General features: G+C 42.6%; 15 protein-coding genes and 1 pseudogene. 4 read left to right on the top strand and 12 right to left on the bottom strand.

Features of this window, described 5'->3' with window-relative positions; all coding sequences use genetic code 11:
• Positions 1-142: 142 nt before the first annotated feature.
• Positions 143-280 (top strand): annotated as a pseudogene (locus N693_RS19945) (IS5/IS1182 family transposase); the annotation flags it as partial.
• A gap of 457 nt (positions 281-737) precedes the next feature.
• Here the strand turns inward: N693_RS19945 and N693_RS0106620 are convergent.
• The gene (locus N693_RS0106620; RefSeq protein ID WP_025784018.1) at positions 738-2,690 is read right to left on the bottom strand and encodes a Na+/H+ antiporter; all 1,953 of its coding nucleotides are present in this window, start codon (positions 2,688-2,690) and stop codon (positions 738-740) included.
• A gap of 72 nt (positions 2,691-2,762) precedes the next feature.
• Complete coding sequence (locus N693_RS0106615; protein WP_025784017.1) at positions 2,763-3,389, bottom strand: TetR/AcrR family transcriptional regulator; 627 nt, start codon at positions 3,387-3,389, stop codon at positions 2,763-2,765.
• A gap of 159 nt (positions 3,390-3,548) precedes the next feature.
• Here N693_RS0106615 and N693_RS0106610 point away from each other — a divergent pair, with 159 nt between their 5' ends.
• Together N693_RS0106610 and N693_RS0106605 are read left to right on the top strand one after the other, a co-directional pair.
• A complete protein-coding gene (locus tag N693_RS0106610) occupies positions 3,549-4,730 on the top strand; it encodes a YhgE/Pip domain-containing protein (RefSeq protein WP_025784016.1) in 1,182 nt (393 codons plus the stop codon).
• Between the two features lie 74 nt (positions 4,731-4,804).
• Complete coding sequence (locus tag N693_RS0106605) at positions 4,805-5,299, top strand: DinB family protein (protein WP_025784015.1); 495 nt, start codon at positions 4,805-4,807, stop codon at positions 5,297-5,299.
• A 73-nt stretch (positions 5,300-5,372) separates the two neighbouring features.
• On the opposite strand, the gene N693_RS0106600 is transcribed toward N693_RS0106605, so the two are convergent.
• The 9 genes from N693_RS0106600 to N693_RS0106560 all read right to left on the bottom strand — a co-directional run bounded on the left by N693_RS0106600 (position 5,373) and on the right by N693_RS0106560 (position 14,386).
• Positions 5,373-6,497 (bottom strand): DHHW family protein, encoded by a 1,125-nt coding sequence (locus N693_RS0106600; protein ID WP_025784014.1) that lies wholly within the window; start codon positions 6,495-6,497, stop codon positions 5,373-5,375.
• 39 nt (positions 6,498-6,536) lie between these two features.
• A complete protein-coding gene (locus tag N693_RS0106595) occupies positions 6,537-7,961 on the bottom strand; it encodes an MBOAT family protein (protein ID WP_025784013.1) in 1,425 nt (474 codons plus the stop codon).
• A gap of 59 nt (positions 7,962-8,020) precedes the next feature.
• A complete protein-coding gene (locus N693_RS0106590; RefSeq protein WP_025784012.1) occupies positions 8,021-8,566 on the bottom strand; it encodes a DUF4358 domain-containing protein in 546 nt (181 codons plus the stop codon).
• 193 nt (positions 8,567-8,759) lie between these two features.
• Complete coding sequence (locus N693_RS0106585) at positions 8,760-9,599, bottom strand: MurR/RpiR family transcriptional regulator (RefSeq protein ID WP_025784011.1); 840 nt, start codon at positions 9,597-9,599, stop codon at positions 8,760-8,762.
• A 20-nt stretch (positions 9,600-9,619) separates the two neighbouring features.
• Positions 9,620-10,531 (bottom strand): ROK family protein, encoded by a 912-nt coding sequence (locus N693_RS0106580; RefSeq protein WP_025784010.1) that lies wholly within the window; start codon positions 10,529-10,531, stop codon positions 9,620-9,622.
• Between the two features lie 100 nt (positions 10,532-10,631).
• Complete coding sequence (locus tag N693_RS0106575; RefSeq protein WP_025784009.1) at positions 10,632-12,125, bottom strand: sodium:solute symporter; 1,494 nt, start codon at positions 12,123-12,125, stop codon at positions 10,632-10,634.
• An 82-nt stretch (positions 12,126-12,207) separates the two neighbouring features.
• On the bottom strand, positions 12,208-13,080 hold the full coding sequence (locus N693_RS0106570; RefSeq protein ID WP_025784008.1) for an N-acetylneuraminate lyase: 873 nt from the start codon (positions 13,078-13,080) through the stop codon (positions 12,208-12,210).
• 41 nt (positions 13,081-13,121) lie between these two features.
• Positions 13,122-13,808 (bottom strand): N-acetylmannosamine-6-phosphate 2-epimerase, encoded by a 687-nt coding sequence (locus tag N693_RS0106565; RefSeq protein WP_037592881.1) that lies wholly within the window; start codon positions 13,806-13,808, stop codon positions 13,122-13,124.
• A gap of 218 nt (positions 13,809-14,026) precedes the next feature.
• Positions 14,027-14,386, bottom strand: a complete 360-nt coding sequence (locus tag N693_RS0106560) for a hypothetical protein (RefSeq protein ID WP_025784006.1) — start codon at positions 14,384-14,386, stop codon at positions 14,027-14,029.
• Between the two features lie 180 nt (positions 14,387-14,566).
• Between N693_RS0106560 and N693_RS20160 the strand changes: the two genes are divergently transcribed.
• Positions 14,567-15,553, top strand: coding sequence for a hypothetical protein (locus tag N693_RS20160; RefSeq protein ID WP_156028877.1), 987 nt, complete (start codon positions 14,567-14,569; stop codon positions 15,551-15,553).
• Here N693_RS20160 and N693_RS0106550 read toward each other — a convergent pair.
• The gene (locus tag N693_RS0106550; RefSeq protein WP_025784004.1) at positions 15,499-15,864 is read right to left on the bottom strand and encodes a helix-turn-helix domain-containing protein; all 366 of its coding nucleotides are present in this window, start codon (positions 15,862-15,864) and stop codon (positions 15,499-15,501) included. The two genes, N693_RS20160 and N693_RS0106550, sit on opposite strands and share 55 nt — an antisense overlap.
• Between the last annotated feature and the right edge of the window lie 99 nt (positions 15,865-15,963).

The following is a 15,963-nucleotide window of genomic DNA, read 5'->3' as shown; positions in this document are numbered from 1 at the left end:
CCAGGGTCTTCGAGCTTCGCTTATCCCCCCGGAGTCGCCGCTCTCCGCTACAATCAACAGGATCTCCCAACTATCAAATGAGGTACCGGAAATGATGATGAAGAATCAAATCAAACAACGGGAACAGACGGAGATGCTTTGAATCTAACAGTTAGTTCGGCAAGACCATATAGTCCGTAAATTAGAGGCAGCAATTGATTTTCCCTTCATTTATCCATTGGTTGCAGATCTATATTCCTTAATCGGAAGACCCCGCATAGATTCTGTTGTTCTCAATAAATGTCATTCATTCAATACAATAGCCTTCTTAGGGTTATCCATCGCATACCATGCTTCTCCTTAGCATCGGCAAAAACACTTTGAACTGTCTCTTTACATTTCTCTACACTTCCTGGACTACATATCGAAGTCTTCTGCTACATCTAGTTATTCTTGCCAGCTGGACATGAAGCCCCCCAATTACATTCTTTGCTTGAATGATGTGAATGTGTCCTCGGACATTCAGTTGATTGAAGTGCAGGACGGCGACTCCTGGGGATCAGCGCAGCGCGAAGACCCCACAGGAGTGAAGCGACGAGGAGGCTGAGGGCAAGCCCCCGGAAAGCGACCGTCCGGAACGGAGATCAACGGCCTGTCATCCTTCATTTCCTGAGTCAACGATGCAAAAAGACAAAAGGGATGGAAATCAAATCGATTCTCATCCCTTTTGTCTACAGTCCTTTTTCCATCCCCACACCTCAGTCTTGCAGTTGGAGGCTACTTTCGATGGCTAACAGGTTTTCTCTATATTGCCTCATCTCACTTCTAGAGATGTCTCCTTTTTCAAATGCTGTCTGGATGTAACTCCGTTCAGTATGAAGAGCAAAGTCGATCCATTCATGCAAGTGATGAGCGGCTTCTCTCGGAAGGCCATAGCCCCCCATTCTTTCATAATTTAACAGGAAAGCTTCTATCAGCTCTGCTGAGAATTGACCATCTTCGAGTGTTTTCAATTTCTCGGTTATAAAATGACTGTTGCTTTGCAAGAGAATCATCCGCTGCTCTTTACGCTGTTCTGGAGTGAGCGGTATCAAACGCATTCCTTGAAGATGTCTTTTCAAAAGTCGGCTGTAGAAGGAATTGACTCTGTACTTTTTTTCTTTCGTCAGTTTATAAAGTCTTTTGTTCAACCTTCTTAGAACCGGGAACGCCAGTTGGATACGGATACGGCGCTTTCTTACTAACTCCAGTGTATTTTCCAGCTGCCATTCTAAAATAAGCCGGCGTAGTTTGCGCTCACCGTTGTTCATTTCCTTTAAATTACTAAGAGAGAAAATCCGGTCATTGTACATCCGAATTACTTTGCTAATCGCTCTCTTATTTTCACTGGTCCTATGTTTTCTTAATTCCTTTTTCACTTCTCGAAGCATTGCAATTTCCCACTCATTGTCATGTTGAAGCATAGCTCCTTCTACCTTGGGTGCGAACAAATGCAACGTGAAGTTGGCCAGCAGAAGGGTCAATAATATGACCCCCGCAGCGATGAACAGCAACAGATCACGTCCATTGAACGGTGTACCATCGCTTAAAAATAACGGAAGGGAGAGTACACTGACTAATGTAATAGTCCCCCTCACTCCAGAAACTGTGTAAAGTAGAGTATCAGATATTCTTCTTTTGCTCACTAGTTCAGGCGCTTTCTGGAAGTTATTGAATAGAAGAATCCATAAGAATCGCAAGCCAAGCAGTGCAATAGTAATCGCTGCAATATAGCCAAGTAGCGTGATGATTTCAAGATGCTGATCATTTAAAATCGTCTGCAATATACTTGGTAGTTGAGTCCCTAGCAAAACAAAAACGATACCGTTCAAACTGAATGAAATGACTGACCAAGTGTTTTTGGACAATAAATTCAGTTGTGCGACTTCGACATTCAGCTTCTTATAACTGAGTGAGTGGACAATCCCCCCGCTCACTACCGCTAAAATACCATTAACCCCTACTTTTTCAGCAATCACAAATATTAGAAATGGCAAGAGTACTTCCATGAGGATGAACGACGTGCTATTTTCAATCCCAAGTTCGCGAAGTCGTCTCATCAGCGCGATTTCCAAGAAACTCAACACTGCTCCGAGTATAATTCCGCCGATAGAAATGACTATAAAAGTAGTACTCGCTTGGAACAATGAAAATGTTCCTGTCATTAAAGCAGCGACTGCAAATTGAAAGGATACAAGACCGGATGCATCATTGATCAACGATTCTCCTTCGAGCGTATGCATGATCTTATGAGGAACTTTTACTTTTTCTGCTAATGCACTGACCGCAACTGCGTCTGTAGGCGCAAGAGCAGCAGCGAGTGCAAACGCGGCTGCTAATGGTAAAGATGGCAGCAGTAAGTGGATGAATCCTCCAAGTAGCCCAACAGTGACAAATACCAGGCCAATTGAGAGAGACAAGATTGATTTCCGCTCACGCCAAATCGCTTTTTTATCTACATTCACTCCATCGTTGAACAAGATCGGGGCTATGAAAAGAAGTAGGAAGAGTTCTGGACTTAACTCTAGTGAATGATTGGTCAGTGGAATGGCTAATACAATCCCTAGGGCGACCTGGATAAGCGGAATTGCTATGGTAGGTAAAAAACGATTGAGTACATTAGATAGAAAAACTGCGCTCAGCATGAGCAAAATAATTTCAAAGATTTCCATTCCTTCACCTTCTTTATGTGTAAACTTCTAAGATGTTCTATTAATCATTGCCAAAACATTTTGTTTCTAATTTTACTCTTCCACTGTTTCTTTCAATCCTGCTACATATGCAGGACCAAAATTTGAGATTTTAGATAGTAACAGCGCCATTTCTTGTGGTGTTCTATCCATCCCCCGCTCAAGCCACTGTTGAATAACACCTAAGTGAGCTGAACTGACATATGCGACCAAATAATCCAGAGGGACAAGCATATGTTCCGGGTGGGAATGTATAAGGAACTTGTCCAGCATCTTTTTTTGAATCACTTCTTTTACACGTACCTGGAACGCGCTATTACCATTGGGTCCGAGCAATACCTTGATAAAATCATAATTCTCTTCCAGATATTCAAAAAGCTTAATGATAAAAGGAAGCGGCTCATTCATATTCACTTTTTCAAATTGGTCTCGAGACACATCCTCCCATGCTTCATCCGTTAGCCTCTCCATTTCTTCAAAAAGTTCATCCTCACTTTTTTCGAGAAGATCATATTTATCCAAATAATGCAGATAGAACGTTCCTCTATTGATATCCGCACATTCTGTCAAATCTCGAATTGTTATCGCTTCAAATCCTTTTACCTCCATTAAATGGGCAAATGTTTCTTTGATTTTTTGTCGTGTCCGTAGAATTCGTCGATCTGTTTTTTTTTCATCCATTATCTCACTCCCTTTTAAGAAGTTTTTGAACAAAGTTCCTCTTGCTGTTCATTACTGAACATACCGTTAAAAGATGACGATTGCATGATTCCTACTTCCAATTATACTATACACAGAGGTGATTACACAACATCGTGTTCATTAAAAGGAGGAATTACCATGAATGTATTAAAACAAAAACTGATTTTCATTTCCCCGATTGTTATCTTAGCAGTGATTACACTCTTTTCGCTTACGATGATTCCATCTGTCAGTCCATCTCCAAAAGAATTGCCCATCGCACTGGTCAATGAGGACTCAGGTGTATCATTACCCGATCAGACTCAAGTAAATATGGGAAAACAAATAATAAAAAAAATCCAATCACAGTCAGGTCCAGGTGAGGTTGCACCTGTCAAATGGATCTCTGTTGACAGCCTGGCAAAAGCTCAGACAGGGATGAAAGAAAAGGATTATTACGCTGCATTTGTGATTCCTAAATCCTTCAGTGAAAACCAGTTATCATTGCAGACCCCAAAACCAGCGTCTCCTGAGATAGAGCTGTACATTAATCAAGGTATGAACTCACTTGCAGCAAACGCAGCGGGACAAATACTGGATGGCATAGTGGATGGTGTCAATGAAGGTGTTCGATCTCAACTGTTGAGTTCTTTTAGCACGGCCGATGCCAGATTGACTGCAGAACAAGCTGAACTAATTGTGGAACCTATCCATAAAAAAGTGATTAACGTTAATCAGATTGGAACAAAGAGTGCTAATGGAAACGCTCCAGTGTCATTGTTTCAACCAGTGTGGATGGCTAGTATCGGTGGAGCAGTTCTCGTCTTCTTTGCACTTCAAAAGAGTTTCTTAACAGGAAGAAAACAAAAGGCAGCAGGTATCTCTGCCGCTATTGGGATTGGTGCAATTATGGCAGTACTCGCGGGGTTCTGGACTTCTTGGTTTGCAAACTCCGTCATTGGGCTTGCGATTCCCAATTTCTCCGATACGGCCTTGTTCATCTCACTAGCTTATTTCACGTATTTCCTGCTGATTTTGGCAGTACTTTCCTGGCTTGGCATGAAAGGTATTCCTATCTTTGTTCTGACATTATTTTTCGGTTTACCACTGCTCGCTATGCCGAAAGAGTTCATGTCTTCTTTCTACCAAGATTGGGTCAATCCTTGGCTTCCTATGCGTCCAATGATTGACGGACTTAGGGACCTGCTGTTTTTCGGAAAAGGATTCGAATGGAGCCATTCAGTTGAAGCATTAACATTTATTGCACTAGGTAGTCTCCTATTGCTTTGCAGTTCCGTATTTAAAAAAGAACGACGTCTTCCCGAACAACAAATTGGATAAATGCATCGTTCTAGATGTTTAGGTCGTCTCACGAAATGGTATAAATAGGTATAGAGTTTAGGAGGAGTGATTCGATGAAAGTAAATGAGGAAGCACGCACAAAACTAATGGATACAGTGAATGGTCTTAGCGATGAAGAGCTGAACTGGAAAGCCGCTGAAGACAAGTGGTCCGTCCGTCAAGTGCTAGAGCATCTTTATTTAATGGAAGCCAGCGTTGCAAAGGCAATTCAATCGCAACTCACAAAGGGAGAAACTCATGAAACTGCCGACAAACCAATTGAGCGGACAGTCGATCGGTCAACAAAAGTTGAAGCGCCTGATTTCGCAACACCAGGTGAATCCTTTGCTACAGCTGCAGAGTTGAAGGATAAACTAAACGCATCCCACACCTTACTACAACAACTCGAAGATACTGTTCCCATTGAACAGCTGAAGGAGAGATCTTATCCACATCCCGTCTTTGGTGACATGAGCTTAGACCAATGGATTCCCTTCGTGGGATACCATGAGTTACGGCATATTGAACAGATCCAAGAAGTAAAAGAATCGATGAATGTTACAAAATAAGTTCCTGATTTCACTATGAAATGATAGAAAAGCCGAGACGCTTTGAAGACGTCTCGGCTTTTTTTTGCATTTTTTATTGGCGTAGCCAAATTAAGTTTTCGTCTTCTGCAAAACCAGCGATATTGTACACAAATAACACATCATGAATCTCTTTTTCTTTAACGACTTGTGCCATGTTCCGATGGTCATATCTCAAATCGACCATATAGATTTCTTCAAAGTGATTCGCTAGAAATGGAATGAGCGCATGAGCGTATGAGTCTTTGATGATCATCAGTTTTCGTCCGTTTTTCACATTGGAATGGATGGTCACAGCACGATGATTGCCACCTAAAAACAAGGAATACTGATCACGTTTTTTTAGAAACTCCCATGCATATAGTGTATCCATTTTCGATTGACCATCGTCAATGTCGACGTCATAGGATACATGGAACTTCGGCTCAAACACGTCGATTTTATCGGCTGCAACAGAGGGGTCATTCGCCTTTGCGTCATACGTTCCCCTGAAGTTTTCAGATACAGTCCGAATGTTAAACTCCTCTGATGAGAACGGAGCCATTCCCATTTTCTCCATCGTTGCGCGGTAAGCTACATACGCCCCCTGTGTCGTCCAGTGATGGTCTGTGTGGAAATAGATCGGCTGTTCTTTTGCCGCTTTTAATGCGTCGGCTGTATCTATCCAGCTGATATCTCCTTTCACTTGCTCTTCAACGAGGTGAATAGCAGCTATTTCACTAGCTGTTTGTGCGAATTCCGGTAACTTTTCGGGATATATTTCGATAGAGGTCGGGGCAAGTAGTCCGTAAACTGAAACACCTTTTGTTTTCTCTAGAAACCGTGAAATACTCTCACTATTTGCATCGATTTGCTCTGAAGGGGGGTCAAACTTCTCAAACAAATAGCCGTCATCCCCGAAGTACACTCCATTGTTATCCTTTTTCAAAACAGCTTTTTGAGCAGATGCTTTGATGCTTGTCCAAAAACGTTTATGAACGAACTGATCACTTAAGTACGTTTCTACATCTTTTGTAAACGCTCCTGATGTGATTCTGTCCAGAGACACTTTGGGAAATTGCATAAGAGGACGATTTTCTGCTTGTGAAAACGGTTGGTCTTCTGCCAGCAGATTCAAACATGTAATCCCACCAATAAAAACGGCAAATACGACAATTATAATAGTATTCAATCGCTTCACAATTCTCCCCCTCCAGTCTTGTTCAAATTTCAGATTGTGTTAGAAACGGAAGTACAGGAATGGATTAAACGAGTCGTCGACTAAGTATGCAGTCGATAGGAAGAGAATCGCCATGAAAAAGACCAACTGCAAAGCTGTCTGGATCCATTCGTTTCGAATGATTTCACTACGTTCGAAAAACTGCTTCCAAAGTCGCGTAAATAGCGGTGTTGATAAAAGTCCGGCAACCAGTAACAAAACGCCATTTGTATAAAGATCATATAGAAATGCTGTATCGTAGAGGGGGGGGCCTCCCAATCCGACCATCACTTGTGCATAGCGAATCCCTTCGTTAATATCTTCAAAGACGAATAACACCCAGCTGAACAAGATGGCGGTGAGTAAATAACCATGCTGGACAAAACTCGGGAGTTTTTCCAGCCATTTAAGTAGACCCGCGCGTTCAATCCCAATCAACACTCCGAAATACAACCCCCACAACACATAATTCCAACTAGCCCCATGCCATAATCCAGTCAATCCCCAAACGATGAACAAATTCCGATAAAGCACAAACTGTCCCTTTCGATTGCCTCCAAGCGGACTGTAAACGTAATCTCTGAACCAGGAACCGAGTGTAATATGCCAACGTCTCCAAAATTCAGAAGCATTCTTTGCGATATACGGATACCTGAAGTTTGCTGGGAAACTAAATCCAAACATTTTCCCAAGACCTATCGCCATGTCCGAATAACCACTAAAGTCAAAGTAAATCTGGAAAGCAAATGCAATAATGCCGAGCCATGCAGCTAATACAGTCAGGTCTGAAACACCTTGACTTTCAATACTAGCCCACAGTTGACCAATTGAATTGGCGATCAACACCTTCTTACCGAGTCCGATGATGAATATCCGAACGCCATCTGCAAATTGACTAAGCTGAAACGTTCGATTCTTCAATTCTTCCTCAATAATTTCATAGCGTACAATAGGTCCTGCAATTAGTTGTGGGAATAAGGAGACATAGAGCGCAAATGTAATGACATTTTTTTGCGGACGGACATTCCCTCGGTACACATCGATCGCGTAGGACATCGTTTGAAACGTATAAAACGAAATACCGATTGGTAGTGGTAAATCCAGTGGTTCAATGCTTGTTCCAATGAGGGAGTTGATACTTCCAATTAGAAAGTCAGCATACTTAAAAAATGATAAAACAGCTAAATTTACAACGAGTGACGACACGAGTCCCAGTGTTGCATAGAGTGGTCGTTGTTCTCGATACCGTCCGATGATACGACCATGTATGTAATCCGTTAGTGCAGAAAAAATCATTAAAATTATGTAGATAGGTTCGCCCCATGCATAAAAAAACAGGCTGACACCAAGTAATGTGAAGTTTTTCATGGACCGCGGACTGATGTAATAGAGTATGAGTGCTAAAGGCAAAAAGAAAAAAAGAAACGTTAAACTACTAAATACCACGCGCGGTCCCCCTCAACCATCCAATTAGAAAAAGGCACACACTGTGCCTTTTTCGTTTCCTAGAAGCTCTCGTTAAATGCTTTCTCGATTGCTTCTGGATTTGTATACGTCACATACAATAGGAATTTCCCTTTCGTGACGATTTTATTGTTCTTCACTTTTTCATATTGATCAGGTAAGTATTGCTCCCAAGTTTGAACTTGTGCAGCCAGTTCGTTTTCAAGTGAAGTTTTCAGTTCACTGACTTGTTTTTCGTCTTTCGCTTCTAGTACGATAATCTCATCTGCATTGACGTTCATTAGTGCAGCAATTACTGTCCCGTTTGCGAGTAATTCAGGATCCAGCTTCATTTTTTCAATCCAAATATTAGCTACGGAATTTTCATCTTCTGTATCTTTCAAATCCGCTTCTTGATGAGTTTGACTCATATCGTCTACACCATCAGCTTTCAAATCTCCTGCAACTTGGTCCTTAATGTTTGAGATGATGTCTGTGAAATTCACTTCAGATGCCTCGTCCTTATTCGGTTCGCCCGAAGACTGAGTGCCACAGGCCGCCATCATGACTGTCATGAACAATACTACGATTCCTGCTAACTTCTTCATAAAATCCCCTCGATTCACTAAATGTTCGTTCCTATTAGGAGTAGTCGGATGACCTGCAAGAAAGTTTCATAGTTCGTTCGAAAAAGTGAAGTCCTTCGAAAGTACCTTTACCGAAATTCCATATGAAATCAGTACGTCATATTTTATACTTATGATTGGTTTCCGCGAGTGGATATTTGATGAAAACCTTTAATCAATAAAGTTTTGTAGAGATATTTGCAGAAATCTCGGTCTGAATTTCTTCAGCTTTTTCGACATCCTTCACAGCCAATCCTGTACATAAAACATCGATTAAAAACAATTGAGCGATTTTCGATACCAATGACCCGCTATCCAGTGGGTTTTCTTTCGCGGATCCGACTAAAATATGATCAGCATATTGGCTTAGTGGTGATTTTAAATAGTTCGTCAATACAATAATTGTGGCACCTTTTTCTTTTGCGATTTTAACAGAGTCGACGATATCCTTTGTACCACCTGAAATACTAATCGCGATGACCACACTATTTTCGTTCAAAGAAGACGCGAGCATCACTTGAAAATGTGGATCGATGACAGCTGTCGCTTGGCGTCCTATACGGATCAGCCGGCTTTGCATATCGAGTCCTGCAATCCCTGAAGAACCTACTCCGAAGATGACAATATTATTTTTCTGTTTGATCACTTCTATCGTACGCTGCAGTTCATTTTCATCAACAAGTCCTGCGGAGTCTTCAACAGCCCTTACCATATTATTGCGGATTTTATCCAAATAAGTACCGTGCTCTGGCACAGTAGCATCTGCCGCCAACTCTTGTGCATAGGAATACTTGAAATCTTGGAACCCTTTAAACTTAAGCTTCCTGAAAAAACGAAGGACAGTTGCTTCTGCTACCCCGCTTGCCTCACACAATTCTGTGAGAGATAGGTAGATTACATGGGGTTCATTTGCTGTTAAATACGTATAGATTTTATGCTCTGATTTGGTAAACTGCGGCTTATATTGCTCCATGAGCACCGAAGGTTTCATCCCTTTTAGCGGCCCCGTTTGCATAGAATTCGTCCTCCGTCCTCTTAGTCGTTCTGAATAGGATTGTTGTTCAAAAAGTGCCGTACCGCTCCCAACAGATTTGCGTCATTCCCTTTTTCCGCTAGAACCACTGATAACCCTTTTTTGTGATTCGGCATCAGCTTTGTCTCGAGTGACGTTTGAATCGCTTCTCGCAACAACTCGCCTTGCGCAGAAATCCCTCCACCAATCACTACTACTGATGGATTCAAAATCAGTACGAGTGACGCTAATCCTGTTGTCAAATCATCAATCCATTTTTCAAATACTACGTTTGCTTCAGCATTTCCTAAACGGATCATGTCAAAAAATGCAGGTAGCTCCAACTCACCAAATTGTTGCTGTACAGCAACAGCTAACGCAGCACTGGAGGCATATCGCTCATAACATCCTGCTTGTGTACATGTACAAGGATTTCCTCCTGGATGTAAAATCATATGACCGATTTCACCACCAGAGAAAGTTGCTCCTCTATATAAACTTCCGTTGATGAACAACGCACCACCGATTCCTGTTCCAAGCGTTACAGTCAAAAAGTCGTTGACGTTCCTGGCCGCACCTACCCATTGCTCACCAAGTGCTGTACAGTTCACATCGTTGTCCATCGATGCCGGCACATTGAACTTCGCAGTCACTCGCTCGCACACATTCATCCCTGAATAGCCTGGAATCGTGTCTGTGGCATAGATAATCGTCCCATTCTCTGTATCTACTTGGCCCGCTGAACTAATTGCAATTCCACTCAGATTTTGTATTGCTTGCATCTCTTCGCAAATCATCAGGATTTTTCCCATGAGATGCGAACCGCCTTTCTTCGCTTCTGTTGGATATGCTTTAGGATTCGTCAACTTTCCATATTCATCTGAAATTGCTGTTTTTATGGATGTTCCGCCAATATCAATCGCACCGATGTACATAGCGCTTCCCCCTTATCTCTTCCATTTACTATATCATTTGAAACGGTAAAGGACAGCACCTAGTATACGGCGCTGTCCTTTCGTACGATTCTTATAGATTTTACTTTTGATCGTAATAAGTGAGTTGCGCTGAAGGGTCCTCTGCCTTACTCTTACCTTTGAACAGCAAGCTGAACAAGTAACCGAATACGAGTGATGAGACAAGGTTAATGAGTGAATACGCCCATAGCGTCGTGTCTGTGAAATAGGAAACATAAATTGCAATAAGGGACGTTACAATGAAACCTGCAATTGCTCCCTTTGTATTCGCACGTTTCGTCAACACACCAAGTGTGAACGTACCACCGATAATACCGAGTACAAGACCCATCAAACCGTTGAACCATTCATATGCAGAACTTACGTTAGAATATGCAAGAACGATTGCAAAGACAATTGATAGGACACCTACTATGATACTGACAGCCTTAGCAATTTTCGTTCCTTTTTCATCGGTCATATCCGGACGTAGAACCTTTTGGATATCTAAGGTCCAACTCGTTGCTACGCTGTTCAACCCTGTCGAGAGAGTCGATTGACCTGCCGCAAAGAGACCCGCGATCAGTAATCCCGAAATCCCTGCTGGTAACTCCGTGACGATGAAATTCGCAAAGATCAGATCTTTTGCACCTTCCGGCATATCACCACCAGCTTGCTTATAGAACACGTAGAGTGACGTTCCGATGAAGAAGAACAATGTTGCGGTACCAAGAGAGAGTACACCATTCAAGATAGTCATTTTGTTCATCTGCTTCAAATCCGTCGTAGTCAAATAGCGCTGTACCATGTCTTGACTCGAAATGTACGAGAACAAAGTAGATAATCCAGCACCAAGGAAGATGATGAACAAACTATCATTGAAAATATTTGGGTCAAAGATAACTGCTTCACTGAAGAATTTGTTGTCTTGGACACCAACCTTCATAATCTCAGGGATGCCGCCTTTAATGGAAATAACAAGTACGATGAGAGCAAAAACCCCTCCACCTATAAGGACAATCCCTTGGATGAAATCTGTCCACAGAACGGATTTAATACCACCAATTGATGAGTAAATTGTCGCAATGACACCCATAAATAGAATGATTGCTACAGTATGAATACCTGTAACTGCTGATAATGCGAGCGCTGGTAAGTACATGATGATCGACATACGTCCGACTTGGTAAATGATGAAAAGGGAACTTCCCATAATCCGTAAGCCTTTGCCAAATCGTCTTTCTAAATATTCATATGCTGTATCGATGTTGAGATTACGATACACCGGTAAGAAGAAGTAAATCGCTACTGGAACTGCGATGAATAGCCCAATTTGTCCTGCCCAAAGTTGCCAGTTTCCAAGATATGAATTCCCAGCAAGTGATAAGAACGAAATTGGAGATAGTAGTGTTGCAAAAAGACTTACAGATGTGACCCACCACGGGATACTGCCGTCTCCTTTAAAGAACTCTTTCCCTTTCATTTCCTTTTTTGCAACCGCAATTCCGATGTAAAGAATTAAGAGCAAATACGCAACCAAAATAACGTAGTCTATTACTGCAAACTTTCCATCCATCCCTTTTCCCCCTATCGTTTCTTTGTCTATAGGTAAGCGCTTACTTGTAGTTCAAAAGACTTCAGCAGAAGTCTTTCTTTCCTCACTTAGTTAAAAAAGTTGATGCAAGTTCTTGTGCTACTTTCACTTTTTCTGCTGAAAGTTGTTTCATCGGCTTGCGGCAAACTCCCGCTTCCACGCCTTGAGTCTTCAACATTTCTTTGATTGTCTGATAGAGACCGTTCGCTAAAATTCCTGAAATGAGATCGTTTGTTACTTTTTGAATTTCTCGTGCTTCGTCAATTTTACCTTGTTGAGCGAGGTCAAAAATTGACCGTGCACGAGCACCATTGACGTTAAACGTACTGCCGATTGCACCATCCACGTTTAAAACAGCTGCAGATAATAACATCTCGTCAAATCCTGAATAGATGAGTTTCTCTGGATACGCATGGCGTAATCGCTCGAGTAAATAGAAATCAGGCGCTGTGAATTTAACACCGATAATTTTCTCATTCTCAAACAACTCACCGAATTGCTCTAGACTCATGTTGACACCTGTTAAAGCAGGAATCGAATAGATGATCATCGTATTATCAACGCTGTTAATAATCGTATTGTAGTAATCTTTTACCTCTTCGAAATCGAATTTGTAGTAGAAAGGGGTAACGGCAGATAAAGAATCATAACCAAGATCTGTAGCATATTTAGCAAGTTCAACAGCTTCATCAATGTTAAGGGCACCGACTTGTGCGATGAGCTTCACTTGGTCTCCTGCTTCGTCTTTGACAATTTCAAAGATTCGCTTTTTGTCTTCTGTTGAGATCAAGAAGTTCTCGCCTGTACTTCCATTGACGTATAATCCGTCTACTTTAGAGACATCGATGTTATGACGTACTAACTGGCGTAATCCTTTTTCGTGAATGTTGCCCTGCTCGTCAAATGCACACATTAGTGCTGTAAAAATACCTTTCATGCTAATCCGCTCCTCTGTTTGAAATGTTTGTTGTGAATTTCTTATTTATGATGAATAGCTGTTGCAAATTTTTCCGTAATATTCATAGGTCGTGTAATGGCGCTTCCTACGACAACTGCATGAGCACCAAGTTCAATTGCTAACTTTGCCTTTTCAGGAGTATCAAAGTTTCCTTCCGCAATGACAGGCACGTTCACTTTTTCAACGAGTTGCTTCACAAGCTCTAATGGCTTCACGTCTTTTGAGTAAGGTGTATACCCTGCTAAAGTCGGTGCAACAATGTCCGCACCAGCTTCTACCGCAAGCACCCCTTCTTCTAGCGTCGAAACATCCGCCATAAAGAGTTGTTCGGGGAACGCCTCTTTCGATTGTCTGAGTAGTTCTTCAAATGTTTGGTTTCCTGGTCTCATTCGATCCGTGCCGTCTAGTGCGATAATATCCACACCTTCTTCAGCTAGCGCAGATATTTCTGTGAACGTTGGAGTAATGAAGACCGCCTCGTCCGGATAGTCTTTTTTAATGATCCCGATAATGGGGAGATCGACTTCTTGTTTAATTGCTTGGATATCTTCTACAGAATTTGCACGGATGCCAACCGCTCCACCCAGTTTTGCGGCGAGCGCCATTTTACTCATGATGAATGAGCTGTGTAACGGCTCATCCTCTAATGCCTGGCAAGAGACAATGAGGGAATGTTGTAATTGGTTCAGTAAAGTCTGATTGTTCATGGATAGTCTCCTTGCTGTTTGACGTTGAACGAAAAATAACTAGTAAGCGTTTTCAATCTATTGGCACTATATCATTTATGAAAGTTAACTGTCAAATATTCATAATTAATGATTATTTATCTGTCATTATGATCAAGTGTGATTTTCAGAGCGCTTGTTCCTGGCCAAAACAAAAAAGCAACGACTCAACATGGAGTCATTGCAAGGGACACTTTCTATTATTTCTTACGCGAGATAAGAATGCCTATTATTCCAGTAACGATTAAACCAATTGTAGCTGCCTTCCGATAACCGTTTGTAGATTTGAAGGTGACGTGATCCGGCGTGATTTCATATACACCAACAGGTTTGACGGAAAAACTACCACCAGCCCCTTCTCCCCCACCGCCACCTCCACCACCAATGGCATACTTCAGCTTAGCGACAGGAATTACTTTGTTCAAACCGACTTCAACTGGTTCCCCAAAAATGAGCGATACATCCTTTTGAACTCCGAACTTTTTAAAGACCGCTTTTATCGGCGTTTCTTCATCGCCCATGTCCAATACAGCATGGCTGTCCATTTCGTGATTAGTCATCTATTCTCCCCCTCATGTCTAAACAGAGTTTTAGTACATTTCAGTATACTGTCTGTTACGAATGAAAATGATCATTAGTTTCACTATAACGTCGTTTTATTAATCATTCTTTGACTACTTGATTTTTATGCAAGGGGGAGGTGAAATGGGCACGGATTTGGAGCGATTGTGCGGGGACGGATGTCATTTCTGCGCGGAGACATTCCGTTTGCGCGTGGGCTGATTTTTACGCGCGGGACAGCAATGATTATGCGCGGAATAGAACTGATTGCGTGCGAACCAACCTCACTTCCGCGCGGTGGCATCTTGTTCGCGCGCTGGATGATTTTTACGCGCGGGACACCTCTGTTTGTGCGCGCAACTGAAACGATTACGCGCGAACCGACCTCATTTCCGCGCGGTGGCATCTTGTTCGCGCGCTGGATGATTTTTACGCGCGGGACACCTCTGTTTGTGCGCGCAACTGAAACGATTACGCGCGAACAGACCTCATTTCCGCGCGGTGGCATCTCGTTCGCGCGCTGGATGATTTTTACGCGCGGGACACCTCTGTTTGTGCGCGGAATAGAACTGATTGCGTGCGAACCAACCTCACTTCCGCGCGGAAGCATCTCGTTTACGCACGGGCTGATTTTCAGGTGCGGAACACCTCTGTTTGTGCGCGGAATAGAACTGTTTCCGCGCGAACCGGCACCATTTCCGCGCGGTGGCATCTTGTTCGCGCGCTGGATGATTTTTACGCGCGGAACACCTCTGTTTGTGCGCGCAACTGAAACGATTGCGCACGAACCGGCGCCATTTCCGCGCGGTGGCATCTTGTTCGCGCGCTGGATGATTTTTACGCGCGGACGGACGTCATTTCCGCGCGGATTCACCCCATTTACGCGCGGGATGATTTTTACGCGCGGAACACCTCTGTTTGTGCGCGCAACTGAAACGATTGCGCGCGAACGGACGTCATTTCCGCGCGGTGGCATCTCGTTCGCGCGCTGGATGATTTTTACGCGCGGGACACCTCTGTTTGTGCGCGGAATAGAACTGATTGCGTGTGAACCAACCTCACTTCCGCGCGGAAGCATCTCGTTTACGCGCGTTGCGCTTCATATGCCCCCTCAATTTCCGGTCTGTTCTTCTTCGTCATGGTTTTGTAAATTAGTTGCGATATAGGTTTTACCCCATTCATACATCGCATCCAAAATTGGCATGAGTGTTCTTCCTTGTTCAGTTAGCGAGTACTCCACTTTTGGAGGAACGACTGGATAGACTTCGCGATGGACGATTAAATGGTCTTCAAGTTCGCGCAATTGGTTAACGAGCATCCGTTGCGTAATTCCAGGCATCAAATTCTTCAATTCACCAAAACGCTTTGTTCCTTCTCTTCCCAAATGCCAGAGAACTAACATTTTCCACTTGCCCCCGATAATCGATAGCGTTAATTCCTTTTCACAATTAAAATCTTTCTCACCTAATTTTGGCACGTTATCCCTCCTGAACCTTATCATCACCTATAGTATACTTATCGACACTATGTATACTTTAATGTCGTAGTTTGAATTGTATCTGGTACACATTATAAT

The organism is Sporosarcina sp. D27 (genome assembly GCF_000586555.1).
Taxonomy (GTDB): domain Bacteria; phylum Bacillota; class Bacilli; order Bacillales_A; family Planococcaceae; genus Sporosarcina.
The sequence above is the reverse complement of the archived record's forward strand: the minus strand, read 5'-3'. Positions and strand labels throughout refer to the sequence as shown.